Source organism: Streptomyces sp. NPDC006296 (assembly GCF_040613235.1).
Lineage (GTDB): Bacteria > Actinomycetota > Actinomycetes > Streptomycetales > Streptomycetaceae > Streptomyces.
In genome coordinates, this window is the sequence record NZ_JBEXRT010000013.1 from 137463 (window position 1) to 161425 (window position 23963).

Below are 23963 nucleotides of genomic sequence, written 5' to 3' on the forward strand. Positions count from 1 at the left end.
CGGTGACAGGGGAACCTCATGGTGACCAAGCAGTTCAGCGGCTCGCCCGAGGAGCAGGCGGATCTGCGGCGGGCCGATTCGCTCGCGCGGGAGATCTTCTCGGACGTCGCCAACAAGTGGGCGCTACTGATCATCGAGGCGCTGGGCGAGCGCACCCTGCGCTTCAGCGAGGTACGGGCCGAGGTCGAGGGCATCAGCCACAAGATGCTCACCCAGAACCTGCGCATGCTGGAGCGCAACGGGCTGGTCGAGCGGACGGTGCACCCCACGGTCCCGCCGAAGGTGGAGTACACCCTGACCGGGCCGGGCCAGGGGCTGCGGAGGACGGTCGACGTGATGTGCGACTGGACCCACCGGCACCTCGGCCACATCGAGGCGTCCCGGCGCGCCTTCGAGGGCTGAGACCTCCGGCGCCCGAGGCGCGCCGGCAGCGGAGCCGCGGGGCCTCCGGCGCCGGTCCGCGTCCGGCCGGCGCGCGGAGCGGCGTCCGGGACCGTGCGGCTGCGCCGGGCACGGGGCTCCGGGCAGAACGCGGGACGGGGTGCGCAGAAAGCGGAATGGGGCCCGGCCATGAGGCCGGACCCCCCTCGCTCTCCCCCTCCGTCGGGCTTCCCGAATCCCCCCGGACCCCTCCCCGGAAGTCCCGACGCAGAGTACGACCGGGGAGGGTACGCAAAGGTTGCACGCCTTGACGATCTCTTTACCTTTACGTCGTCGACCGCCTCTCAGCAGGCGTGTTCCAGATAGCGTGCGGCCACTTCGGCGATCACCTCGGCGCCGTCACGCGCCCAGAGCCCCTCGTTGAAGATCTCGACCTCGATCGGGCCGTCGAAGCCGGTGGCCTCGACCTGGCGGCGCAGGGCGCGGAAGTCCACACAGCCGTCGCCGAGTTGTCCCCGGCCCACCAGGACGCCCGCCGGGAGCGGGGTGATCCAGTCGGCCAGCTGGAAGGAGTGGATCCGTCCGCCGGCGCCCGCCCGGGCGATCTGGGCGGCGACCCGGTCGTCCCACCAGACGTGGTAGGCGTCCACGACCACCCCGACCTGCTCGGCCGGGAACCGCTCCGCGAGGTCCAGGGCCTGGGCGAGGGTGGAGACCACGCAGCGGTCCGAGGCGAACATCGGGTGCAGCGGCTCGATCGCCAGCCGGACGCCCCGCTCGGCGGCGTACGGCGCCAGTTCGGCCAGGGCGTCGGCGATCCGCTCCCGCGCCGCGTGCAGGTCCTTGTCCCCGGCGGGGAGTCCGCCCGAGACGAGGACCAGGGTGTCGGTGTGCACGCCCGCGGCCTCGTCGACCGCCGCGCGGTTGTCGTCCAGGGCGCGGGCCCGCTCGGCGGGGTCGGTCGCGGTGAGGAAGCCGCCGCGGCAGAGGCTGGTGACGGTGAGGCCCGCGTCCTTCATCAGCCGCCCGGCGCGCTCGACGCCGTACTCCTGCACCGGGGCGCGCCACAGGCCGACGCTGCCGACGCCCGCCGCGGCGCAGCCCGCGACGAGCTCGGGCAGGGACAGCTGCCGGACCGTCTCCTGGTTGACGGACAGGCGGGACAGCTCGCTGCTCATCGGTTTCCCCCGTGGACGGTCAGCAGGGCGCGCATCCGGGACTCGGCCAGCCCGGGGTCCGGGAACAGGCCCAGCCGGTCGGCGAGTTCGTAGGCCTTCGCCAGGTGCGGCAGCGAGCGGGCCGACTGGAGACCGCCGACCATCGTGAAGTGGTCCTGATGGCCCGCCAGCCAGGCGAGGAGGACCACACCCGTCTTGTAGAAGCGGGTCGGGGCCTCGAACAGATGCCGGGACAGCGCGACCGTGGGGTCCAGCAGGGCGCGGAAGCCGGCCGGGTCCCCGGTGTCCAGGACCCGCACCGCGTGCGCGGCCAGCGGGCCGAGCGGGTCGAAGACGCCGAGCAGGGCGTGGCTGAAGCCCCGGTCGTCGCCCGCGATCAGCTCGGGGTAGTTGAAGTCGTCGCCGGTGTAGCAGCGCACCCCGCTCGGGAGGCGGCGCCGTACGTCGATCTCGCGCTCGGCGTCCAGGAGCGAGATCTTGATGCCGTCGACCTTGTCCGGGTGTTCGGCGATGACCTTCAGGAAGGTGCCGGTGGCGGCGTCGAGGTCCGTACTGCCCCAGTAGCCGTCGAGCGCCGGGTCGAACATCGGGCCGAGCCAGTGGAGGATCACCGGCTCGGTGGCCTGGCGCAGGAGGTGGGCGTACGTCTCCAGGTAGTCCTCGGGGCCCTTCGCCGCGGCGGCCAGCGCCCGGGAGGCCATCAGGATCGCCTGCGCCCCGCTCTCCTCGACCAGGGCGAGCTGCTCCTCGTACGCGGCGCGCACCTCGGCCAGGGTGGCGGGTCCGGTGAGCTGGTCGGTGCCCACGCCGCAGGCGATCCGGCCGCCCACGGACCTGGCCTCGGCGGCCGAGCGGCGGATCAGCTCCGCCGCGCCGGCCCAGTCCAGGCCCATGCCGCGCTGGGCGGTGTCCATGGCCTCGGCGACGCCCAGGCCGTGCGACCAGAGGTGGCGGCGGAAGGCGAGGGTGGCGTCCCAGTCGACGGCGGCCGGGTCGCCGGGGCTGACGTCGGCGTACGGGTCGGCCACCACGTGGGCGGCGGAGAAGACCGTACGGGAGACGAGCGGCGCCCCGGAGGGTGCCAGGTCGAGCGGGGTGGTGCGGGGTTCGTACGGGCCCTGCGGGAGGTGGATGGTCACAGGTTCAGCTCCGGTACGGCGAAGCGGCGGCCCTCGGCGGCGGACCTCAGCCCGAGCTCGGCGAGCTGGACGCCGCGGGCGCCCGCCATCAGGTCCCAGGTGTAGGGCTCGTCGAGGGCGATGTGCCGCAGGAAGAGCTCCCACTGCGCCTTGAACCCGTTGGCGAACTCGGCGTTGTCGGGTACCTCCTGCCACTGGTCGCGGAACGGCTCGGTGACCGGGAGGTCGGGGTTCCAGACCGGCTTGGGGGTGGCGGAGCGGTGCTGGACACGGCAGTTGCGCAGCCCGGCGACGGCGGAGCCGTGGGTGCCGTCCACCTGGAACTCGACGAGCTCGTCGCGGTTGACGCGGACCGCCCAGGAGGAGTTGATCTGGGCGACGGCGCCGCCCGCCAGCTGGAAGATGCCGTACGCGGCGTCGTCGGCGGTGGCGGCGTAGGGCTTGCCCTGCTCGTCCCAGCGCTGCGCGATGTGCGTCGTGACGTGCGCCGAGACGGTCGTGACCTGGCCGAACAGCTCGTGCAGGACGTACTCCCAGTGCGGGAACATGTCGACGACGATGCCGCCGCCGTCCTCCGCGCGGTAGTTCCAGGAGGGGCGCTGGGCCTCCTGCCAGTCCCCTTCGAAGACCCAGTAGCCGAACTCGCCGCGCACGGAGAGGATCTCGCCGAAGAAGCCGCCGTCGATGAGGCGCTTCAGCTTGATCAGGCCCGGGAGGAAGATCTTGTCCTGGACGACGCCGTGCTTGATGCCGGCGTCGCGGGCGAGGCGGGCCAGTTCGAGGGCGCCCTCGACGTCGGTGGCGGTGGGCTTCTCGGTGTAGACGTGCTTGCCGGCGGCGACGGCCTTCTTGATCGCGTCGACGCGTGCCGAGGTGACCTGGGCGTCGAAGTAGACGTCGATCGACTCGTCGGCGAGCACCGCGTCCAGGTCGGTGGACCACTCGGTCAGCCCGTGCCGGTCCGCGAGGGCCTCCAGGGCGTGGGCGCGCCGGCCGACGAGCACGGGTTCCGGCCAGAGCACCTCGCCGTCACCGAGGTCGAGGCCGCCCTGCTCGCGGATCGCGAGGATCGAGCGCACCAGGTGCTGCCGGTACCCCATGCGTCCCGTGACGCCGTTCATGGCGATGCGCACTGTCCTGCGTGTCACGAAAGTTCCCTCCGTACAGCCGTAGCAAGCGCTTTCTATCCGGTATGACGCTAGCCTGCCGACAGCGGCCCGGACAAGAGGGGCGCTCCACGACTCCTCGGAGGAGAGCGATGACCGTCACCCTGGCGGACGTGGCGGCCCGCGCCCGGGTGTCCCCGGCCACCGTGTCCCGTGTCCTGAACGGCAACTACCCGGTGGCGTCGTCCACCCGGGACCGGGTGCTGCGCGCGGTCGACGAGCTGGACTACGTGCTGAACGGCCCGGCCAGCTCGCTCGCCGCCGCCACGTCCGACCTGGTGGGCATCCTGGTCAACGACATCGCCGACCCCTTCTTCGGCATCATGGCGGGCGCCGCGCAGAGCGAGATCGGCGGGCCGGGCGACGGATCGGGCCGGGCCGGCGGCGAGAAGCTCGCGGTGGTCTGCAACACGGGCGGCTCCCCCGAGCGTGAACTCACCTACCTCACCCTGCTGCAGCGCCAGCGGGCCGCGGCCCTGGTCCTCACCGGCGGCGCCCTGGAGGACCCGGCCCACCAGGCCGCGATGGCCGTGAAGCTGGCCAAGCTCGCGGACGCGGGGACCCGGATCGTCCTGTGCGGGCGCCCCCCGCTGCCGGACACCGACGCGGTGACCGCGGCGCTGGCCTTCGACAACCGGGGCGGCGCCCGACGCCTCACCGCGCATCTGATCGGCCTGGGGCACCGGCGGATCGGCTACGTCGCCGGGCCCCGGGAACGCACCACGACCCGGCACCGGCTGGAGGGCCACCGTGCGGCCATGAAGGCGGCCGGGCTGTACGGCGACGAGGAGAGCGTCACCGTGCACGGTCCTTACGACCGGGCCTCGGGCTACGACGCCACGCTCGGGCTGCTGCGCCGCGAGCCCGGGCTGACGGCCGTCGTCGCCGCCAACGACACGGTGGCGCTGGGGGCCTGCGCGGCGGTGCGGGACCTGGGGCTGCGGATCCCCGAGGACGTCTCGGTGGCCGGCTTCGACGACCTGCCGTTCTCGGTGGACGCCGTCCCGGCGCTGACGACCGTACGGCTGCCGCTGTTCGAGGCGGGGGCGCGGGCGGGACGCCTGGCGATGGGCAAGGAGACGCCGCCGCCCGGGGGCACCGCGACCATCGCCGCCGAGCTGATGGAACGGGGATCGACCGCCGCCCCGGCGGCCGGCTGACCCGGGGCCCGTACGCGCCCGCGCCCGCCCGCCACGACGGGTCGGTGCGCACTCCCCCGCCGCCCCGGACCCGTGCCGGCCCACGCGCCACCGTCCGCCCGGGACCGCTCCCCCCACGCATCCCTGACCGCCCCGGACCCCTTACGCACGCGCACCCCTGGCCTCCCCGGATCCCGTACCCACGCGCATCCCGACCGCTCCGGATCCCGTAGGCACCCGTCCCGGCACCCGGTGAACTCCCTACGCGCCCGTCGCGTCGGGCCCCGGACCCACGTTGACCTGGTACGCCCGGGCCGCCGGGGTGCCGTACCCCGAAAGATGGGGGCGACTCCCCCATGTGCCGGGCCCGGCCGCACTCCAGGATGGGCACGGGAGAACCGCCGGGGCTCCCCGGGCCGGGGAGGTGAACGCGGTGGTGGAGAAGGAAGCGATCGGCGGTACGGCGTTGTCGGGGGACACGGACGACGGGGGCCGTGCGGCCGTACCGGACACCGCCGGCCTCCTCGGCTTCCGGGAGCACGGCGACCCCTGGTGGGCGCCCGGCACCGTCGGACCGCGTCCGGCGGCCGAGCCCGCGTGGGCGGGGTTCGTCCGGGAGGCCGTCGCCCGGGCGCCGCGCTCGCCGCGGATCGCGGACCGGGACTATCCGGACCTGACCGGTTTCGCCCTGGTCGTCGCCCCGTTCGCGGCCCGGGCCGCCGACCGGATGGCGGGCACGGTGCCCGGTCCGGCCGCCTGCTCCGCCGCGGTCCGCGACGGCTTCCGGCGCGACGTGGAACGGCGCCTGGCCGTGCTGGCGGCCCGGACCCTCGTGTCGGAACTGCACGAGGCACGGATCGGCGGCAGGCTGACGGGGTCCGGGCCGCACGAGCGCTTCCGGGACTTCCTGCGGCTGACCGCGAGCCGGGCGGGCCTGTCCTCGCTGGTCACCGCCTATCCGGTGCTGGCCCGGGTGCTGGCGCGGTCGGCCATGAACGCGGCCGACGCGTTCGCCGAGATGCTCGGCAGGCTCGCGGCGGACGGCGATCTCCTCGGCTCCTTCCCGGCGCCGGGCGGCGGGGATCTCCTCGGCTCCGCGCCGGTGCCCGGGGACCGGGGGGCGGGACGGTTCGCCGGCCGCGGTCCGGACAGCCTGACCGAGGTCGATCCGGGGACCGGCGACAGCCACCGCGGGGGGCGGTCGGTGATGCTGCTGCGGTTCGCCGACGGCGCCCGGCTGGTCTACAAGCCGCGCCCGCTCGCCGCGCACCGCCACTTCGGCAGTGTGGTGCGGTGGTTCGACTCCCTTCCCGGGACGCCCGGCCTGCGGGTGCCCCGGGTCCTGGACCGGGGCACGTACGGCTGGGCCGAGTTCGTCGAGGGCGCTCCCTGCCGCTCGGCGTCCGAGACCACGCTCTTCTACCGGCGCCTGGGCGCGCTGCTGGCCCTGCTGCACGTCCTGGACGGCACGGACCTGCACCACGAGAACCTCATCGCGTGCGGGGCGCATCCCGTCCTGGTCGACGTGGAGACGCTGTTCCACCCGCCGCTGACCCAGGTACCGCACGCCGATCCGGCCGCCCGCGCCCTGCACGGCTCGGTGCACCGCGTCGGGCTGCTCCCCCAGCTGCTGATCGGGGACGCCACCGCGCTCGACATGTCCGCGGTCGGCGGCGGCCGGGCGGCCTCCTCCCCGCTGGAGACGGCCTCCTGGGCGGCGGCGGGCACCGACACCATGCATCTGGTGCGCGCCACGGGGCGGTTCGCCGCCTCGGCCAACCGCCCCACCCTGGACGGGGCGCCCGCCGATCCGTTCCGGTTCACCGACGCCCTGTGCGACGGCTTCCGGGCCGCCTACACCGCCGTCGCCGACGCACGGGACGAACTGCTGGGGCCCAAGGGGCTGCTGCGCCTCTTCGCGGACGACGAGACCCGCTTCGTGCCCCGGCCGACCTGGACCTACGCCACGCTGCTGCACGAGTCGACCCACCCCGACCTGATGCGGGACGCCGCCGAACGCCAGCAGGTGTTCGCCCTGCTGCGCACCGGCGCGCTGGGCACCCCCGCACTCGCCGGCCTGGAGGACGAGGAGATCGCGGAGCTCTGGCAGGGCGACGTCCCGGTGTTCACCACCCGCCCGGACCGCACGGACGTGTGGAGCGGCGGCGGGCGCGGACTGCCGGGGCCCGCCGGGCCCTCCGGGCTGGCACGGGTGGAGGCGAAGGTCCGCGCCCTGGACACCGTGGACCGGCTGGACCAGGAACGGATCATCCGTACGGCCATGGTGAGCACCTCCACCGAGCCCCCGCACGGCGGTACCGGGTCCGCGCGGCCCCGCACCGAGGCCACCGCGCCGGAGCCGGAGCGGCTGCTGTCCGCCGCCCGTTCGGTCGGCGACCAGCTCGTCTCGCTCGCGTACGACAGCGGCAGCCGGACCAACTGGCTCGGCCTGGAGCTGCTCGGCGAGCGCTACTGGCGTCTCACCCCGCTGGCCGCCGACCTCGCGGGCGGCTACACCGGGCCCGCGCTGTTCCTCGCGCAACTGGCCTCCCTGACCGGGGCGGCCAGGTACGCCGACGCGGCCCGGGCCGCTCTGGCGCCCCTGCCGGGCCTGCTGGACGCGCTGCATCTGCGCGGGGACGAGCTCGGGGCGCTCGGTTCCGGCGCGTTCGCCGGTCTCGGCGGGATCGCGTACGCCCTGACGGAGGTCGGGACGCTGCTGGACGACAGCCGGGTGCTGGACTGGGCGGGCCCCGCCACCCGCCTGACCTGTGCGGCGGCTTCGGCCGAGGAGGGGCTCGGGGTGCGCGGCGGCGCGGCCGGCGGGCTGGTGTCGCTGCTCGCGGTGCACCGGACCACCGGCAGGACCGAGGCGTGGCGCGGCGCCGAGCGCTGCGCCGAGCGGCTGCTCGCGGCCGCTGCCGACCCGTCGGGGGACGCGTCCGGTGCGGCGCCCGGGGACACGCACCGGGGCCCGGCCGAGGGGGGTTTCGCGGACGGGGCGGCGGGCGTCGGCTGGGCGCTGCTGCGGTTCGCCGCGGCGGGCGGCGGCCCGCGCCACCGGTCCGCCGGGCTGGACGCGCTGCGCCGTGCCGTGCGGAGCGCGGGCCCCGCCAGGTCCTGGTGCGCGGGGGTGTCGGGGGTCGCCCTGGCGGTCGCCGACAGCCCCGAGGCGCTGGCCGACCCGGAGCTGCGCGACTGGCTCGCCGAGCGGGCCGGTGAGGTGGCCCGGGCGGCGCCGCAGGGCGACGACAGCCTGTGCCACGGCGAACTGGGCGTGCTGGAACTCCTCGGCCACGCCTCCCTCCCCCGGCTGCGTCCCCACTGGCTGCGCCGGACCGGCACCCTGCTGGCCGCCGCCGACCGGGCGCAGCCGCACTGCGGGACGCCCGGACACGTACCTCACCCCGGGCTGCTCACCGGCCTGGCGGGCATCGGACACGGGCTGCTGCGGGCGGGGTTCCCCGACCGGATCGGCCCGGCACTGCTCATGCGCCACTCCGCGGGGTCCGACCGGACCCACGCGCCCATGACCTTCCCGACCAACGACCAGAGGACGAGGCAGAAATGACGCAGATCAGCGAATCGGCCGGATACGTGGACGTCACCGCGGCGCACGAGGGCGCCCCCGAGCACCCCGCGGGCCGGATCTCGTTGGGGAACAACGGAGGACTCGGTCTGCGGACCAGACTTCTCAGCGCGTCGGACGGGTACGGGGACGGCCCCGACCTGCCGTGGACCACGTTCACCGTCCCGATGTGACCCTTTTCCCCGCCACTGCGCACGTCATGGCCGGGAATGTGCCTACTGCCGCACTCTGTGCAGCTCCAGTAGCCTGCGGCCATGCGTGCGAATTCGCCGGTCGTCGTCGGGCGTGACGAGGAGATCGGTCTGCTGAGCAGCGCCCTGGACGCCGCACGCCGGCGTTCGGGGCGCGCGCTGTTCCTCGTCGGTGAGGCGGGGATCGGAAAGTCCCGGCTGGTGGGCGAATGCGCCTACCGGGCCTACGGGTTGGGCATGCCGGTGCTGCGCGGCCGGGCGGGTTCCACCGGTCTGGTGGTGCCGTTCCGTCCGCTGGTGGAGGCCCTGTCGTCCCACTTCCGCGCGGCGGGCACCCCGAAGGACCCGGAACTCGCCCCGTACCACCCGGCGTTGGCCAGGCTGGTGCCGGAGTGGCGGAGCGGGGCGCCGGCCGGTTACACGGAGACCGTGGTCGAGCTGGCGGAGGCCCTGCTGCGGCTGCTGTCGGTCCTGGGCCGGGACAGCGGCTGCGTGGTGCTGCTGGAGGACCTGCACGACTGCGACACGGAGACCGTCGCGGTCGTCGAGTACGTCATCGACAACCTGGCGGACCTCCCGGTCCTGCTGCTGGGCACCCTGCGCCCGGAGCCGGGGACCGCGCTGGACCTGGTGCGCTCCGCCGAGCAGCGGCACACCGCGGCGGTGGTGGAGTTACGCGGGCTCGACGACGCCCACGTGCGGGCCCTGACCGGCGCCTGCCTGGAGACGCCGCCCGAGCTGATACCCGAGGCGGTCCAGCAGAGGCTGGTGGAGCGCGCGGCGGGCAATCCCTACCTGGTCGAGGTGCTGCTCGACGACCTGCTCGACACCGGCAGGCTGCGGCGCACCGAGGACGGCTGGCAGGAGGCCGGCGCGCCCGGCGGGGCCCTGCCGTCGCGCATCCTGCGGAGCTGGTCGCACCGGCTGGACCGGATGGACGAGCCGGTGCGGGACCTGCTGCTGACGGCGGCCACCCTGGGCGGCCAGTTCTCCGTGGCGGTGCTGCAGACCGTCACCGGTCTGGAGGACCGGGCGCTGTTCACCCATCTGCGGTCCGCGGTCGAGACGGGGGTGATCGCCCCCGACGGGGCCGCCCCGGACCGCTACGCCTTCCGGCACACCCTCACCGCCGAGGCGCTGGTCTCCTCGCTCGCCCCGGCCGAGCGGGCGGCGCTCGCCCGGCGCGCCGCGACGGCGGTCGAGGCGTCCGGGGAGCCGCTCGACGAGGACCGGCGGCAGCTGGTGGCCTCGCTGGAGCTCGCGGCGGGCAACCGGGCCGGGGCGGCCGTGCAGTTCGCCGAGGCGGGACGGCGGATGCTCGCCTCGGGTTCGCACGGCTCGGCGGTGGTGCTGCTGGAACGGGCCCGCTCCCTGGCGGCGGACGCCGATCTGGCGGCCGTCACCGAGTCCCTGGCGGTGGCCCGGGCGGAGGGCGGCGACCTGGACGGGGCGCTGGCGCTGGCCGACGCCCTGCCGCCGCTGCCCGCCCGCTCGGAGGCGGCCGCCCGGCGCGGGGACGCCCACATCAAGATCGCCTGGGTGGCCGTGATGGCGGAGCGCCCCGAGGACACGGCCCGTCAGATCGCCGCGGCGCGGGCCTTGTTCGGCCCGGCGCCGTCCCCGGCCCGGCACGCCTCGCTCGCCGTCGTGGACGGCCACCTCTCGCTGCTCCCCGGCGAGGACCGCAGGGAGCCGGAGGCGGCCGAGCGGGCCGCGCGGGAGGCCGCCGCGACCGCCGAGGCGCAGGGGCTGCCGGTGGTGGCCTGCCAGGCCTGGCAGTTGCTGGCGCTGCTGCACCGGGAGCGGGGTTTCGACGCCGCCGACGCGTGTCTGGAGCGGATGCTCGACCTGTCGACCCGGCATTCCCTGCCGCTGTGGCGGGTGGAGGCGCTGGTGCGGCTGGGGGTGAACGGTTTCATGCGGACCGGCGACGCGGCCCGTCTGCACTCGGCGCGCGCGGCGGCGGCGGAGCTGGGCTCCCTGCTGCTGGCGCAGACGGTCGACGGGCTGCTCGCGATGAACGCGGTGATGTGCGCCCGGTGGGACGAGGCGGAGGAGATCACCGGCCGGTCGGTGGAGGCGAGCGCCCGGATCGGCAACCACGGCGCGCACCGCTATCTGCTGCTGGCCGGAGCGGCGGCGGCGGCGCACCGGGGCCGCCGCCGGGAGACGGACCGCGCGCTGGCCGCGTTCCGCAGGGCGGGCGGTGAGCAGTCCTCGCTGGTGCCGCTGCGGCTGGGGTTCTGCGGGGCGATCGGGGCGCTGCTGGAGGAGGACCGCCCCGGGGCGGCAGCGGCCCTGGACGCGGCCCTGGCCTGGGAGCGCGACCACCCCAGCTACTACTACCTGAGCGGACGCTACGGGCTGCGCCCGCTGCTCCGGGTGCTGGCGGGTGACGCGGGGCGCGGGGCGTACGAGGAGGTGGCCGGGGCGTCCGGTGCCGCGCTGGCCTGGAACCGGCAGTTCCTCGACCTGACCGAGGCGGTGCTGCTCGGCAGGGAGGGCGACGCGGCGGGGGCCGAGCAGCGGATGGCCTCGTTCCACCTCCGGTCCGGCGCCTTCCCGGTGGCCCGGCACCTCGGTCTGCGGCTGGTCGCGGACGCGGCGCTCGCCGACGGGTGGGGCGAGCCGGTCGTGTGGCTGCGTACCGCCGAGGAGTTCTTCCACTCGGCCGGGGTGCAGCCGGCCGCCGCCGCGTGCCGGGCGGCGCTGCGGCAGGCGGGGGTGAGCGTGACCCAGCACCGGGGCGGGCGGGACCGCATCCCCCCGCCGCTGCGGACCAACGGGGTGACCCCGCGCGAGTACGAGGTGTTCGTGCTGCTGGCGGAGCGGCCGGGGAACCAGCAGATCGCCCGGCAGCTGTCCATCTCGCCGCGCACGGTGGAGAAGCATCTGGCCAGCCTGCTGAGCAAGACGGGCCGGGCGAACCGCTCGGCCCTGTGCGAGTTCGCGGCGGAGTGCGTGGTCGACCTGCCCTGAGTGGCGCCGCCCCGGCGAAGGAACGCCGGCCGCCCACGGGGGGCGGGCCGTCGGGATGGGGGCACGGCCCCGCAATGTGGGGGCGTCGGGCGGCGGGGGTCGGGTGCGCCCGCCGGAAGATGCGGGGCGCGCACCGATGTGCCCGGTGCCGCGCCGCGGGAGCATCGGCGGAGTACGGCAGCCCGTCGCCCCTCCCCCGGCCAGGAGGCCCGCTGATGCCCCTTCCCCCCGTCCGCCCCGCCACACCCGGTGCGGTGTACTTCTCGTTGCTCGGGCCCCTCTCGGCGGTGGCCGACGGCAGGCCGCTGCCGCTCGGACCGCGCAAGCAGCGGCTGGTCCTGGCGACGCTGCTGTCCCGGCCCAACACCCCGGTGCCGGTCGACGTGCTGACCGACGTGGTGTGGCCGGAGGGCCCGCCGCGCACCGCGCGCAAGAACCTCCAGGTGTACGTCAGCGCCGCCCGCGCGCTGTTCGGGCCCGTCGGGGGTGACGACCGGGGGCGGGTGGTGCACGACTGCGGCGGCTACCGGCTGCGGGTGGAGGAGGGCGAGCTCGACATCCTGCGCTTCCGGACGCTGGCCCGGGCGGGCCGGGCGGCGACCGAGCGGGGCGACCTGCGCACCGCCGCCCGGCTGCTGCGGGAGGCCCTGGACCTGTGGGGGGAACGTCCGCCGCTGCACGACCTCCGGGACTCCGCCGGGGTCGCGGAGGAGGCCGAGCGGCTGGAGGCCCGCTGTCTCACGGTCTACGAGGACTGGGCGGAGGCCGAGATCGAGACGGGCCGGGCGGGCGTCGCGCTGGACGGGCTGCGGGACCTGGTGGAACGCCACCCGCTCCGGGAACGGTTGCGCGCCGCGTGGATGAACTCCCTGCACCAGACCGGGCGTCAGGCGGAGGCGCTGGCGGTGTACGACGACTACCGGCAGCTGCTCGCCCGGGAGCTGGGCCTGGAGCCCAGCCCGGCGATGGCGGGTCTCTACCGGGCGATGCTCGGCGAGGGCCGGGCGTCCCGGGCCACGGCCCCCCGGAGCCCTGCGGGCGGGGTGTCGCTGCCCGCGGACAGCAGGCACTTCACCGGCCGCGAGGACGAACTGGCCCGGCTGGTCGACGTGTCGGGCGGCCCCGAGGGTGCGGTGCTGGTCGTCTCCGGCCCGGCCGGGGTGGGCAAGTCGGCCCTGGCGGTGCGGGCGGCCCACCTGCTCGCGGACCGCTTCCCGGACGGGCGCTTCCACGTCCGGGCGCGGCGGGAGGACGGCTCCGTCCGCACCCGGGTCGACCTGCTGGAGGAGCTGGGGCGGCTGTGCGGGGCGGGCGGCCGGGGCCGGCCGGACCCCGCGCAGGCGGAGGACGCCTGGCAGGGGTGGCTGGCGCGGCACCGGGCGCTGATCGTGCTGGACGACGTGGCGGACGAGGCGTCGGTGCGGGGGCTGCTGCCCCGGTCCGGGCGGTGCTCGGTGCTGCTCACCGCACGCGGCCAGCTCGCCGGTCTCGAAGCCGTGCACCGGACGGCGCTGGCCGCGCCCGGCGAGGACGAGGCGCTGGAGCTGCTGGGGACGCTGATCGGCGCGGACCGGCTGCGGACGGACCGGGTCGCCGCGCTGCGCATCGTGCGGGCGTGCGGGGCGCTGCCGTTGGCGGTGGCGGTGAGCGGGATGCGGCTGGGGGTGCTGCGGCACCTCCCGCTGGCGGAGTACGCGGACCGGCTCGACGATCCGGCGGGGGCGCTGGACGAGCTGGTGGCCGGCGACGTGTCCGTACGCTCCCGGCTCGCCGCGGGCTGGCGGGACCTGGGGGCCCGTGACCGGGGGGCGCTGGTCCGGATCGCGGGCCTCGCGTGGGACGGGGGCTTCACGCTGGAGCGGGCGATGGCGGCGCTGGACCGCGACGAGCGGGGTGCCATACGCGCGGTCGAGTCGCTCATCGACAGCGGTGCGGTGACCTCGCCCTCGGGCGAGGTCACCGCACACGCCGCGCTGTACGAGGTGCCGCGGCTGCTCTGTCTGTACGCCCGTGAGGAGGCGGGCCCCGGGGGGACCGGCCCGCGGGAGCCGGCGCTCCTCGCCGGGGGCGGTGCCGCCCGCCTCCTCAGCCGAGGGTGAGGAGGTCCAGCAGGCCGGGGAGCCCCTCCCCGGCGGCGTTCCCCCCGGTGGCCGGGGCGTCCGCGGCGGTGTCGGCGGCGGCGTCCCGGCCCCCGGACAGGAAGTGCAGGGCGAGCAGGAGTCCCGCCGCGCCCGTGCCGAGGTCGGCGGAGAAGCGCCGCAGCGTCGCCCCCGGGACGAGCAGCCGGTCCTCGTCGGCGACGAGGTGCCAGGCGAGGTTGCGTACGGAGGCCAGGACGCCGGGGCCGGTCCGGGTCACCGGGTCGAGCTGGCCGGCGGCGGCGGCGAGGCCCGCGCGCCCGGTGAACAGCCCCGGTTCGCGGACGAACTCCATCGCGCAGCCCCGGGCGACGCCCGGGACCAGGGCGCTCAGCGCGTCGTCCGCGTGACGGGCGGTGTACGCCCGGGCGACGAGGGCGACCCCGGAGCTGCCCTGGCCGAGGTAGAGCAGGTGGCGCCGGCCGTCCTTCACCTGGAGCGAGCCGTCGTCCATGGTGACGAGGTGTCCGGCCTCGTGTCCCAGGGCGGTGCGGGCGGCCCGGAGCAGCCAGGACTCGCCGGTCAGCGTGTGCAGTTCGAGGAGGAGCAGGGCGGCGCCGCTCAGCCCGCGCAGCAGTCCGGCGGACTCCGGCGGGCGCAGGCCGTCCACCGGTTCGCCGCGCACCAGCCGGTCCAGATCCCGGGCGGTGGCCAGCGCGGTGTCGACCAGACCGGGATCGGGGGTGGTGCCCCCCGCGCGGGCCAGGCGCAGGGCGGCGAGGGCGGTGCCGGCGCGTCCGGTGAAGAGGTCCGCCGATGCCGACGCCGTCACCGGTGCGCCGCCCGGCACCGCGCGCTCCCACACCTCCCGTGCCTGTCCGGGGCGGCCCAGCAGGGAGAGCACCAGCGCGACGCCGGGCAGTCCGTCGTAGAGTCCGGCCGCTCCGGCGGGGTCCCGGCGCAGCGCCGCCGCCGCGAGCCAGTCGGTCCATTCGGCGGGGACCGGGGCGCCGGTCCGGTGCAGGGCGTACAGCACACCCGCCGCGCCGTGCGCGAGGTCGGTGCCGCCGGTGGCGAAGAGGGCGGGGGCTCCGGGGAAGAGGCGGTCCGTCCGCCCGGGGGTGGCTCCGGCCCGGATCCCGGCGAGGAGGCCGGAGCGGAGCCCGGCCCAGTCCACCTCCGGGCCGTCGAACAGGGCGGCCACCCGGGCCTCGCGTCGTCGTGAGGCGTCCAGGCCGCGGAGCAGTCCGGGCCGGCCGGGTCCCGCTCCGGCCGGCAGTGCGTAGCGGCGGCGGGCCCAGCGTTCCAGGGTGAGGGCCTTCGCCCGCTCCAGACCGGCCATCTCCATGACCGGCATCAGCAGGGAGAGCCAGGTCGCCCAGAGCGCGTAGGCGTCGGCCTCCGCGCCGGGGGTGCCCGGGGGTGCCTGGAGGCCCTGCGCGCCGGCCAGCGGGGTGTCCCGGTCGTCGAGGGCGGTGGCGTACTCGAAGTCGACGAGGGCGATCCGGCCGTCGGGCCGGACGATGACGTTGGAGGGGTGCAGGTCGCCGAAGCGCAGGCCCCGTGCGTGGATCTCCTCCAGCGCCCGGGAGAGCCGGCCGGTGACCGCCTCGGTCCACGCGACGTAGGGGGCGAGTTCGTCGGCCGAGTCCGCCCCGCGCACGAGGGCGAAGCGGTTGACGATCTCCTCCAGCAGGGTGTTCCCCTCGATGTGCTCCTCGATCAGGAAGTGGTGCTCCCAGACGGTCCGCACCCCGTACACCTCGGGCACGCAGTCGAGTCCGGCGAGCGTCGTCAGCGCCCGGTGCTCGCGGTGCAGGCGGGTGACGGCGTCGTCGCCCGCGCTGTCGAGGCCGCAGTGCGGGCGCGCCTCGCGCAGCACCACGCGCCGTCCCGACCCCCGGTCCTCGGCCAGGTAGATCCCGCCGGCGTTGGAGAACTGCAGGGCCTCGGTGACCGTGTACGGGAAGGTCTCGTCGCGGGCCGCGGCGCGGGCCGCGAGGTGCGGGCGCAGGGCCGCGGGGACCTCGACCCAGGAGGGCACGCGGAAGACGACGCCGCGTTCGTCCGGGACGAGCGTGCCCGAGGGGTCCCGCAGGGCGAGGACCTGGCGGCCGTCGGCGTCGGCGCACCAGCGGGGGACGAAGGCCCCGTAGCGGGTGTAGACGGGTGCGTCGCCGATGCGCAGGTCGCTGAGGACGTAGGGGCCGCTGCGTCCCGCGAGCGCGCGGGACAGTTCGTCGGCCAGGGCGAGGAACGCGGTCTCGTCGGGCGGGTAGGCCGCGACGAACTTCCCCGCGCCGCTGCGGTGCATGTGCTTGTCCGCCATCAGCAGCAACGCCTTCTCGCTGCGCAGGAACTTGAAGGGCACCCCGTGGCGGAGGCAGATCCGGGCGGTGTCCCGCAGGGTGGCCTCGGCCTCGCCGGGGACGGTGGACACGTGGATCTTCCAGCCCTGCTCGGCCGGCCGCACCCCCTCGGGCACCAGCGAGGTCCACAGGCCCACGGCCTCGCGGCGCCAGCCCGCCGGAGGCGGATCGGTGTCGAGCCGGTAGCGGGACTCCCCGTCGGGCAGCCGGGCCGGGGTGTCGAAGTACGTACGGTCGGCGAGGCAGTACAGCTGGGTTTCCTGGGTGCCTGGCACGCGGCTCTCTCTTCTCGAAGCCCGCTGGGGAGCAGGGACGGTGGCGGTGGGGGTCAGTCCCCGGGGACGGCACGTCGCGCGGCGGCGGGCGGGTGGCCGGGCCCCGCCGGGGCCGCCGGGCCGGCACCGTCCGCCTCCCCCGCGGGCCCGGTGGCCGGCTCCGGCGCCTCGGCGGGTCCGGCGGGCGCGGAGGGCTCCGTCCGCGCGGAGGGGGCGAAGGTGACGACGAGGGCGGAGAGGGCCAGCACGCAGCCGGTGAGCGCGAACGCCCAGCGGGCGCCGAAGGCGGTCAGCAGGGCTCCGCCGGCCAGCGGCCCGAACGGCTGGACCATCGAGGACAGGAACCCCGCCGCGCTCTGCACCCGGCCCACCCGCTCCTCGGGGGTGACGACGAGGAGCTTCGAGAGGAATCCGATGCTGGCGACGGTCGACAGGCACATGCACAGCGCGCACATCAGCCCGGCCACCAGGGGCTGTCCGACCCAGGCCATCACCCCGGCGGCGGCCACGCAGGTCCAGCAGGTGGCGACGATCAGCAGCCGGGAGTGCCGGTCGGGGCCGATCCGCGGCGCGAGCAGCGCCCCGGCCAGCGCCCCGGCGGAGACGCAGGTGAGGACGAAGCCGCCGCCGATCCCGGACGTGCCCCCGTCGGAGAACGCGGTCAGCGCGGTGAAGGTGAGTGCCCCGAACGCGAAGTTCATGCCCAGCCCGAACACCAGGAGGACCGTGCGCAGATAGGGCAGTCCCCACAGGAACGTCAGGCCCGCCGTGAGCTCGCGCCGGCTGAACACCGCGCCCGCCTTCGCCCTGGCCCGGGAGCGGGTCCGTACGAGGGCCACGCAGACGGTCGACAGGAGCAGGCCCAGCGCCTCGGCCGCGAAGGGCAGGGCCGGGTGGAGGCCGAACAGCGCGCCCCCGACGAGGGGTCCGACGAGCCGGGCGGTCTGGCTGCGGGCCTGGAGCCGGGCGGTGGCGGTGCCCATCTGGTCGGCGGGGACGATCGCGCGCATCAGGCCGAAGACGGCCGGTGCGTAGACGGTGCTGATCACCGCGCCCGCGGCGGCCACGAGCAGGACGAGGGGCATCGGGGCGTGCCCGGACCAGACGGCGACGGCCAGGGCCGTGACGACGGTCAGGCTGCCGACGTCGCACACCCGCATCAGCCGGCGGCGTTCGACGCGGTCGGCCATCACCCCGCCGGGCAGCATCGTGATCAGCACGGCTCCCACGGACACCGTGCCGACGGCTCCGGCCCGGACCGCGGAGCCGGTCTCCCTGAGCACCAGCAGAGGAAGGGCGAGGGCGCTCATCTGCCCGCCCAGCACGGCGAAGAGGCCGCTCAGCCAGAGCAGCCTGAAATCCCTGTTGCCGCGCAGCGGCGTGGTCATCGTGAACTCCCGTCGGTGGTCGGGGCCGTGGCGAGGGGCGGGCCCGTGCGGGCCCGCGGGATGCGGAGGGACCCGGCCCCCGCGCGAGCGGGGCGGGAGCACGCGGCGGAGGGCGGCGGGACCGGCCGGAAGCGACGGCGGGGCGGTTCCGTCGCGACGGAACCGCCCCACATCACCGGCCGGCCGGGCGCCACGGCGGGAGGACCTGCCTCGGCCTCCGTGGCGCCGCCCCGGTGCGCCCGGTCAGTTCTCCATGACGACGCTGATCACGCTGACGCAGCTGCCCGGCGCCACGACCTTGTCGACGGCCGTCTCCTGGAGGTCCAGCACGGAGTGCGCCTCGACCTCGGGGGTCTCCTCGTTGTTGTCGTCGGCGGCGGGCTTGGTGTTCTCGGCCATGGTGGTCTCCGTCCATGTGTGACTGCACTGGTTCCGGGGGCCCCGAGGTGCCGGGTTTCCGGTGCGGCGGGCCGTTGCCTGCCGTTGCCGAGAAAGTTAGGAGGGCCCGCCTGGCGAACGCTTCGGCGGCGGTATGGCCCCGGTATCGGCCGAGTCCAGGACGGCTCCGGACGCCGCGCCCCGGTCGCGCGGCGGGTCCGGGACACCGTCCGGCCTGCGCCCATACCGCTTCCGAGGCATCCGCGGACCGCCGCCGAACCGCCGCACCGCAGCCTGGGTGCACGTCCGCGCACGCCGGTGGGGCCACGGGAAACGGTCCCCGGTGCGCACGCTCCGGCCCCGAGAAGGAGGCGGCCCCCGCATGGAACTCGGCGAACTCGTCGGACGGCGGCCGTTCCCCGCCGCCGGACTGCTGCTCGGCCTCACCCGGCGCTGCCCGCTCAGCTGCGCCCACTGCTCGACCGGATCGTCCCTGACGACACGTCAGGAACCGGACGGCGCGGACCTGGTGCGCTTCGTCGGCTCGTTCACCCGGGAGAACCGTCCCGACGTGGTGATGCTGACCGGCGGTGAACCGCTGCTGCTGCCCGCGCTCGTCGAGCGGCTGAGCGCCCGGGCCCGCGCCGCCGGATCGCGTACGGCCCTGCTCAGCGGCATGTTCTTCGCCCGCTCCCGGGAGATCCCGCCGCCGGTGCTGCGCGCGGTCGGGAGCGTGGACCACTTCTCCGCCAGCCTCGACGCGCACCACGAGCGGGAGATCCCCCGGGCCGACGTGTTCCGCGCGGTGCACCGGATCCGGGAGGCGGGGGTGGCGGTGAGCTTCCACCTCACCGGTGCGGGGGCGGACGACCCCTACCTCGCCGACATCACCCGTGCCGTCGACGCGGAGTTCGGCGGCGCGGTGCCCTCGCTGGTCAACGAGGTGCGGCCGTTCGGCCGGGCGGCCTCCTGGGCCGCGCCCGCCCGCACCGGCCCGGAGGCCGGCGCGCTGTCCCCGTGCGCCATGGCCGCCTGGCCGGTGGTCGCCTTCGACGGCGCGGTGCTCGCCTGCTGCAACCAGGACACCGTGGACCTGCGGCCGGCCCCCGCCCACCTGTACCTGGGGCACATCGGCACCGACGACTGGGCGACCGTACGCGGACGCGCCCTGGAATCGCCGGTGCTGCGCATGATCCGCACCGTCGGCCCCGCCCATCTGGCCGCGCGCGCCGGGGTCGTGCCGGACGGCGCCCCCTACTGCCAGGGCTGCCGGGCCCTCGGGTCCGACGACCGGGTGGCGGCCGAGGCCCGTTCGGTGGCCTCGGGGGCCGTCGGGGCCCTGCTGGACCTGACCGCGGCGCGGCGCGGCGCCGCGGAGGGCCCGGTGGGCGTCGTACGGCACCACGGCTGCTCCGCGTACGCGCCGCTGGTCGTGGCCCGCGTTCCCGCCGGGGGCGGTTCCCGGTGAGCGCTCCCGGGCCGGGCCACTCGGCCCGGCTGGGGGTCGCCCTGGGGCTGCTGGACGCGCCGCTGCTGGGCGCGATGGAGCGGATGTGGCGCGCCGAGGAGCTGCTGCCGCGCTACCGGCGCTACCTGTGCGCCATGCACGCCGTGGTGCGGGCCTCCGTCCCGCTGATGGAGCGCGCCCTGGAGCGGGCCACGCTGCTGGAGCTCGGCGGCGACCCGGTGGCCGGTCCGCTGGCGGCGTACCTGCGCGGGCACATCCGGGAGGAGGCCGGCCACGACGCCTGGCTGCTGGAGGACATCCGGGCGGCGGGGGCGCTGCCGGCCGACGCGCTCGGCCCGATGCCGCCGCCGGTCGTCGCCGCGCTCGCGGGCGCGCAGTACTACTGGATCGAGCACCACCACCCGGTGGTCCTGCTCGGCTACATCGCGGTGCTGGAGGGGTACGCGCCCGCCGCGGACCTGACCTCGCGCATCGCGCTCTCGACCGGTCTGCCGGAGGCCGCCCTGCGGACCGTGCGGGAGCACGCCGCGCTGGACACGGGGCACCTGGACGGGCTGTACGCGCTGCTGGACCGGCTGCCGCTGACCCGCGGCCAGCAGTCCGACGTGACGGTCAGCGCCCTGCACTCCCTCGACGCGCTCACCCGGCTGTTCGTCCGGCTCGGGCGCCCCGCGGCGGCGCCGTCGCCGCGGGGGGCCGGACCTCTCTCACCGACGGGAGTCACCCCATGACCCGACCATCCGAAGGCAACGGCACGCCCCGGGCACCGGGGGGCGCCGAACGGCCCGCGCTGCCCGCCGCGTTGTACGAGGCCGGGCTGCCGGTGGACTCGCTCACCGACGAACAGCGCCTCGTGCTCAGCGAGCTGACGGAGGAGGAGCTGGCCGTGCTGCTCGACATCAAGAGCCGGCTGGACGCGGTGGAGCCCGAGGTCCAGGCGCACGGCGAGATCGCCGGCGGCGCCCTGTTCTGAGCCGGGTCCGCGCAGGACGCCCGGTTCCGGGCTCCGCGCGGAAGCGGCCCCGGGCGGGTGCGGGGCGGTGCGGCCGGAACGGACGGCGCACCGGCCCGGCCCGCCCGGCAGCCGCGCGGCCCCCCACCTCCGGAGAGAAGGGAACGTCATGAACTGCACCACATGCCGCCAGGACCTGCCGCGGGACGCCAGGTTCTGCTCGTCCTGCGGGACGCCGTGCGCGGTCGCCGCCGTGCCCGAGGAGGACGAACGCAAGCCGGTGACGGTGCTGTTCTGCGATCTCGTCGGCTCCACCGCGCTGTCGGGCGTGCTCGACCCGGAGACCCTGCGCACGGTGACGCTGCGGTACTTCGAGGCGATGAGCGCCCAGATCGTGGCCCGGGGCGGCACCCCGGAGAAGTTCATCGGCGACGCCGTGATGGCGGTGTTCGGGGTGCCGGTGGTGCGGGAGGACGACGCCCGGCGGGCGCTGGCCGCGGCGCTCGGCATGCGGGACGCGCTGGCCGCGCTCAACGAGGAGCTGCACGCCACCCTCGGCATCACCCTGGCCACCCGGATCGGTGTCAACACCGGCCAGGTGGTGGCCGGGGGCGACGCGTCGGCCCGGCAGGCGCTGGTGTCGGGAGAGACCGTCAACATCGCCGCGCGCCTGGAGCAGCACGCGGGCGCCGGCGAGATCCTGATCGGTCCGGAGACCCTGCTCGCCGCCGGCCCCACGGTCTCCGCCGAACCCACCGGGCCGCTGCGGCTGAAGGGCAAGCAGGACCGTGTGGAGGCCTACCGGCTGCTGGCCCTGGGGGCGGACGATCCCGAGCTGCTGCGCCGTTTCGACGTGCCGTTCGTCGGGCGCCGCGCCGAGCGGGACGCCCTGGACGCGGCGCTGGCGGACACCGTGCGGACGGGGCGGACCGGGCTGCTGCGGGTGGTCGGCGAGCCCGGCATCGGCAAGACCCGGCTGGTGCGGGAGTGGCTGGCCGGCTTGTCCGCGTCGGGCGCCCTCTCCTACGGCGCCGGGCGGTGCCGCGGGCACGGCGAGCGCGGCACGCTCGCTCCCCTCGCCGACGCCCTGCGCGCCCTGCCGGCGCCGGCCGCGCCCCGGGGGGCACCGGCCGCGGACGACGACGCGACGGCCCTGCTGTCGGCGGGGCTGCTGCGCGACGGCACGCCGAACGCCCCGTTCGAGGACATGTGCGCCGCGCTGGCGACCGCACTGGGGCGGGCGGCTCGGGAGCGGCCCGTCGTGCTGGTCCTCGACGACGCCCACGAGGCGGCGCCCCTGCTGACCCGCACCCTGGAGCGGCTGACGGACGGTTCGGGGCCCGCCGGTGTGCTGATCGTCTGCGCGGGCCGCCCGGACGGGACGGCCGACTCCGTGGACTGCCTCCAGCTCACCGGGCTGCCCGGCGCGGAGAGCGCCCGGCTCGCGGCCCTGCTGAACCGGCTCGACGGGGGTGCGGAGCCGGTCGACGAGCGGCTGCTGGCCCGTGCCGAGGGCAATCCGCTCTATCTCGAACAGCTCCTGGTCGACGGCCGGATGGACGGTCCCGGCTCCGGCCTGCCCCCCACGCTCCAGGCGCTGCTGGGCGCCCGGATCGGGGCGCTCGCCCGCAACGAGCGGGTCATGGTCGGACTCGCCGCGGTGATCGGCCGGGAGTTCACCTCGGCCGAACTCCTGCTGCTGGAGACCTCGGCCCGGCTGGCGGAACTGCGCGGACCCGCGGCGGTGAGCGTCCCGTCCGCCGACCGGGCGCAGCGGCTGGGGCTCATCGAGGAGGTGCTGGTGGCGCTGGCCGGGCGGCGGCTGGTGGAGCCGGGGCCGGGCCCGGAGCCGGCGGCGTACCGCTTCAGCAGCGGTCTGGTGCACGAGGTGACGTACGCGTCGCTGTCCAAGCGCGCCAAGGCGGACCGGCACGCATGGGCGGCCGAGCTGCCCGGGGTGCTGCGGGCCGGGGACGGTGCCGTGGGCGGCCATCTCGAACGCGCCTGCCGCTACCGGACGGAGCTCGGGCTGCTCGACGACCGGACCGGGCGGCTGCGCGGCCGTGCCGCCGCCGCGCTGGGCCGCGCCGGGGCCCAGGCCGCGTCCCGGGCCGACCTCGCCTGGGCGGACGACCTGCTGGGGCGGGCGGTGGAGCTGGATCCGGACGACGTGGGCGCGGTCCGCAGGCTCGGTGAGGTCAAGGTGGCACTGGGCCGGACCGCCGACGGGGCGCGGCTGCTGCGCCGGGTGTCCGCGACGGAGTCGGCGCAGGTGGAGTCCGCGCACGCCAGGCTCGCGCTCGCGGTGCTGGACCCCGCGGGCCCCGGCCCGGGGGTGACGGCGACGGCGCGGGCGGTGCTGCCGGTCTTCGAGGCGGCGGGCGACGCGACCGGCCGGGCCAGGTCCCATCTGCGGCTCGCCCAGCACCTCCAGCAGGCCGGCCGGCACGAGGAGGCCGAACGCGACCAGGCGCGCGCCCTGGAACAGGCGGTGCTGGCCGGCGCCGAACCGGAACGGGCCGGTGCGCTGGGGGCCATCGGCATCTCGCTGTGGCGCGGTCCGGTGCCCGCCCCCGAGGCGGTGTCCCGCTGCCGCGGCCTGCTGGCCGCGCACGGGGAGGGCCGCCCGACGGTCCGGCTCACCCTGAACTGCCCGCTGGCGGTGCTCTACGCGCTCCAGGACCGGCCCCGCGAAGCGTACGCCTGCCTCGCCGAGGCCCGGGAGCTGGCCGGGAAGCTGCGGTTCGCCGAGGCCGAGGTGTTCCTGCCGGTGTTCCGGGCCGCCGTGGAGGCGCTGCTCGGGCACGGTGCGGCGGCCCTGGACCTGCTGGCCGGGGCCGACGAGGCCGCCCGGCGGGCCGACGCGGCCGGGCTGCGGACCGCGGTCGCGCTGGACGCGGCCCGGATCGAGCTCGACGCGGGCCGTTCCCGGCGGGCGGCGGCCTGGATCGCGGGCATCGGGGACGCCGCGGGGCTGAGCCCCGCGGACGCCGTCGACCTGAACGGGCTGCGGGGCCGGCTGGCCGCCGCCGTCGGGCGGCCGGCGGAGGCGGCCGGCCACGCGGACCGGGCCGTGCGGGCGTCGCTGCTCACGGACTCCCCGCTGGTCCGCGCGAACGCCGAACTGGACCGGGCCCGGACGCTGTTCGCCCTGGGGCGGCACGCCCCCGCGCTGGCCTCGGCACGTGCGGCACAGGAGCACTTCGTGAGCAAGGGGCACCTGCCGGGGGCCCGCCGGGCCGCCGGCTGCGTGCCGGACGAGGCCATGGTCACCACGACGGAGAGGAGCTGAC

At 76.4% G+C, this 23963-nt stretch carries 16 protein-coding genes; 10 read left to right on the forward strand and 6 right to left on the reverse strand.

What is annotated here, in order from left to right; all coding sequences use genetic code 11:
- The first annotated feature begins 18 nt into the window (after window positions 1-18).
- Window positions 19-402: a helix-turn-helix domain-containing protein gene (locus tag ABZ172_RS12165; protein WP_356882963.1), complete on the forward strand. Its 384-nt coding sequence runs from the start codon at window positions 19-21 to the stop codon at window positions 400-402.
- Between the two features lie 323 nt (window positions 403-725).
- Here ABZ172_RS12165 and ABZ172_RS12170 read toward each other — a convergent pair whose 3' ends face one another.
- From ABZ172_RS12170 to ABZ172_RS12180, 3 genes are read right to left on the reverse strand one after another with little or no spacing between them, the layout of a single operon-like run.
- The gene (locus ABZ172_RS12170; RefSeq protein ID WP_356882965.1) at window positions 726-1559 is read right to left on the reverse strand and encodes a sugar phosphate isomerase/epimerase family protein; all 834 of its coding nucleotides are present in this window, start codon (window positions 1557-1559) and stop codon (window positions 726-728) included.
- Window positions 1556-2698, reverse strand: a complete 1143-nt coding sequence (locus ABZ172_RS12175; protein WP_356882967.1) for a dihydrodipicolinate synthase family protein — start codon at window positions 2696-2698, stop codon at window positions 1556-1558. Before ABZ172_RS12175 ends, ABZ172_RS12170 begins: the two co-directional genes overlap by 4 nt.
- The gene (locus tag ABZ172_RS12180) at window positions 2695-3846 is read right to left on the reverse strand and encodes a Gfo/Idh/MocA family oxidoreductase (RefSeq protein ID WP_356882969.1); all 1152 of its coding nucleotides are present in this window, start codon (window positions 3844-3846) and stop codon (window positions 2695-2697) included. Before ABZ172_RS12180 ends, ABZ172_RS12175 begins: the two co-directional genes overlap by 4 nt.
- Before the next feature lie 110 nt (window positions 3847-3956).
- Here ABZ172_RS12180 and ABZ172_RS12185 point away from each other — a divergent pair, with 110 nt between their 5' ends.
- The 5 genes from ABZ172_RS12185 to ABZ172_RS12205 all read left to right on the forward strand — a co-directional run bounded on the left by ABZ172_RS12185 (window position 3957) and on the right by ABZ172_RS12205 (window position 13861).
- Window positions 3957-5024, forward strand: a complete 1068-nt coding sequence (locus ABZ172_RS12185) for a LacI family DNA-binding transcriptional regulator (RefSeq protein WP_356882971.1) — start codon at window positions 3957-3959, stop codon at window positions 5022-5024.
- A gap of 415 nt (window positions 5025-5439) precedes the next feature.
- Window positions 5440-8574: a type 2 lanthipeptide synthetase LanM family protein gene (locus ABZ172_RS12190; RefSeq protein WP_356883012.1), complete on the forward strand. Its 3135-nt coding sequence runs from the start codon at window positions 5440-5442 to the stop codon at window positions 8572-8574.
- The gene (locus ABZ172_RS12195; RefSeq protein ID WP_356882973.1) at window positions 8571-8765 is read left to right on the forward strand and encodes a hypothetical protein; all 195 of its coding nucleotides are present in this window, start codon (window positions 8571-8573) and stop codon (window positions 8763-8765) included. The genes ABZ172_RS12190 and ABZ172_RS12195 overlap by 4 nt, the downstream gene beginning before the upstream one ends.
- Window positions 8766-8846: 81 nt before the next feature.
- The gene (locus ABZ172_RS12200) at window positions 8847-11762 is read left to right on the forward strand and encodes an AAA family ATPase (RefSeq protein WP_356882975.1); all 2916 of its coding nucleotides are present in this window, start codon (window positions 8847-8849) and stop codon (window positions 11760-11762) included.
- Window positions 11763-11977: 215 nt separating this feature from the next.
- Entirely contained in the window at window positions 11978-13861 is a 1884-nt protein-coding gene (locus tag ABZ172_RS12205; RefSeq protein ID WP_356882977.1) for a BTAD domain-containing putative transcriptional regulator, read from the forward strand.
- On the opposite strand, the gene lanKC is transcribed toward ABZ172_RS12205, so the two are convergent.
- The 3 genes from lanKC to ABZ172_RS12220 form a co-directional block, all read right to left on the reverse strand.
- A complete protein-coding gene (gene lanKC, locus ABZ172_RS12210; RefSeq protein ID WP_356882979.1) occupies window positions 13848-16484 on the reverse strand; it encodes a class III lanthionine synthetase LanKC in 2637 nt (878 codons plus the stop codon). The genes ABZ172_RS12205 and lanKC overlap by 14 nt on opposite strands.
- Before the next feature lie 53 nt (window positions 16485-16537).
- Window positions 16538-17872 carry an MFS transporter gene (locus ABZ172_RS12215; RefSeq protein ID WP_356882981.1) on the reverse strand — a complete coding sequence of 445 codons (1335 nt, stop codon included), beginning with the start codon at window positions 17870-17872 and terminating at the stop codon, window positions 16538-16540.
- Window positions 17873-18115: 243 nt separating this feature from the next.
- The gene (locus ABZ172_RS12220; protein WP_356882983.1) at window positions 18116-18271 is read right to left on the reverse strand and encodes a hypothetical protein; all 156 of its coding nucleotides are present in this window, start codon (window positions 18269-18271) and stop codon (window positions 18116-18118) included.
- A gap of 361 nt (window positions 18272-18632) precedes the next feature.
- Here ABZ172_RS12220 and ABZ172_RS12225 point away from each other — a divergent pair, with 361 nt between their 5' ends.
- The 4 genes from ABZ172_RS12225 (at window position 18633) to ABZ172_RS12240 (ending at window position 23962) form a co-directional block, all read left to right on the forward strand.
- A complete protein-coding gene (locus ABZ172_RS12225; protein WP_356882985.1) occupies window positions 18633-19718 on the forward strand; it encodes a radical SAM protein in 1086 nt (361 codons plus the stop codon).
- Window positions 19715-20449 carry an iron-containing redox enzyme family protein gene (locus ABZ172_RS12230; protein ID WP_356882987.1) on the forward strand — a complete coding sequence of 245 codons (735 nt, stop codon included), beginning with the start codon at window positions 19715-19717 and terminating at the stop codon, window positions 20447-20449. The genes ABZ172_RS12225 and ABZ172_RS12230 overlap by 4 nt, the downstream gene beginning before the upstream one ends.
- On the forward strand, window positions 20446-20691 hold the full coding sequence (locus ABZ172_RS12235; RefSeq protein ID WP_356882989.1) for an aroma-sacti cluster domain-containing protein: 246 nt from the start codon (window positions 20446-20448) through the stop codon (window positions 20689-20691). The genes ABZ172_RS12230 and ABZ172_RS12235 overlap by 4 nt, the downstream gene beginning before the upstream one ends.
- A 148-nt stretch (window positions 20692-20839) precedes the next feature.
- Complete coding sequence (locus tag ABZ172_RS12240; RefSeq protein ID WP_356882991.1) at window positions 20840-23962, forward strand: adenylate/guanylate cyclase domain-containing protein; 3123 nt, start codon at window positions 20840-20842, stop codon at window positions 23960-23962.
- Window position 23963 lies beyond the last annotated feature (1 nt).

Bases quoted from the DNA above. Each gene is read 5' to 3' on its own strand.
- ABZ172_RS12235 (WP_356882989.1), top strand. From the start codon at position 20,446: ATGACCCGACCATCCGAAGGCAACGGCACGCCCCGGGCACCGGGGGGC.
- ABZ172_RS12215 (WP_356882981.1), bottom strand. From the start codon at position 17,872: ATGACCACGCCGCTGCGCGGCAACAGGGATTTCAGGCTGCTCTGGCTG.
- ABZ172_RS12200 (WP_356882975.1), top strand. From the start codon at position 8,847: ATGCGTGCGAATTCGCCGGTCGTCGTCGGGCGTGACGAGGAGATCGGT.
- ABZ172_RS12185 (WP_356882971.1), top strand. From the start codon at position 3,957: ATGACCGTCACCCTGGCGGACGTGGCGGCCCGCGCCCGGGTGTCCCCG.
- ABZ172_RS12165 (WP_356882963.1), top strand. From the start codon at position 19: ATGGTGACCAAGCAGTTCAGCGGCTCGCCCGAGGAGCAGGCGGATCTG.
- ABZ172_RS12220 (WP_356882983.1), bottom strand. From the start codon at position 18,271: ATGGCCGAGAACACCAAGCCCGCCGCCGACGACAACAACGAGGAGACC.
- ABZ172_RS12195 (WP_356882973.1), top strand. From the start codon at position 8,571: ATGACGCAGATCAGCGAATCGGCCGGATACGTGGACGTCACCGCGGCG.
- ABZ172_RS12205 (WP_356882977.1), top strand. From the start codon at position 11,978: ATGCCCCTTCCCCCCGTCCGCCCCGCCACACCCGGTGCGGTGTACTTC.
- ABZ172_RS12225 (WP_356882985.1), top strand. From the start codon at position 18,633: ATGGAACTCGGCGAACTCGTCGGACGGCGGCCGTTCCCCGCCGCCGGA.
- ABZ172_RS12240 (WP_356882991.1), top strand. From the start codon at position 20,840: ATGAACTGCACCACATGCCGCCAGGACCTGCCGCGGGACGCCAGGTTC.
- ABZ172_RS12170 (WP_356882965.1), bottom strand. From the start codon at position 1,559: ATGAGCAGCGAGCTGTCCCGCCTGTCCGTCAACCAGGAGACGGTCCGG.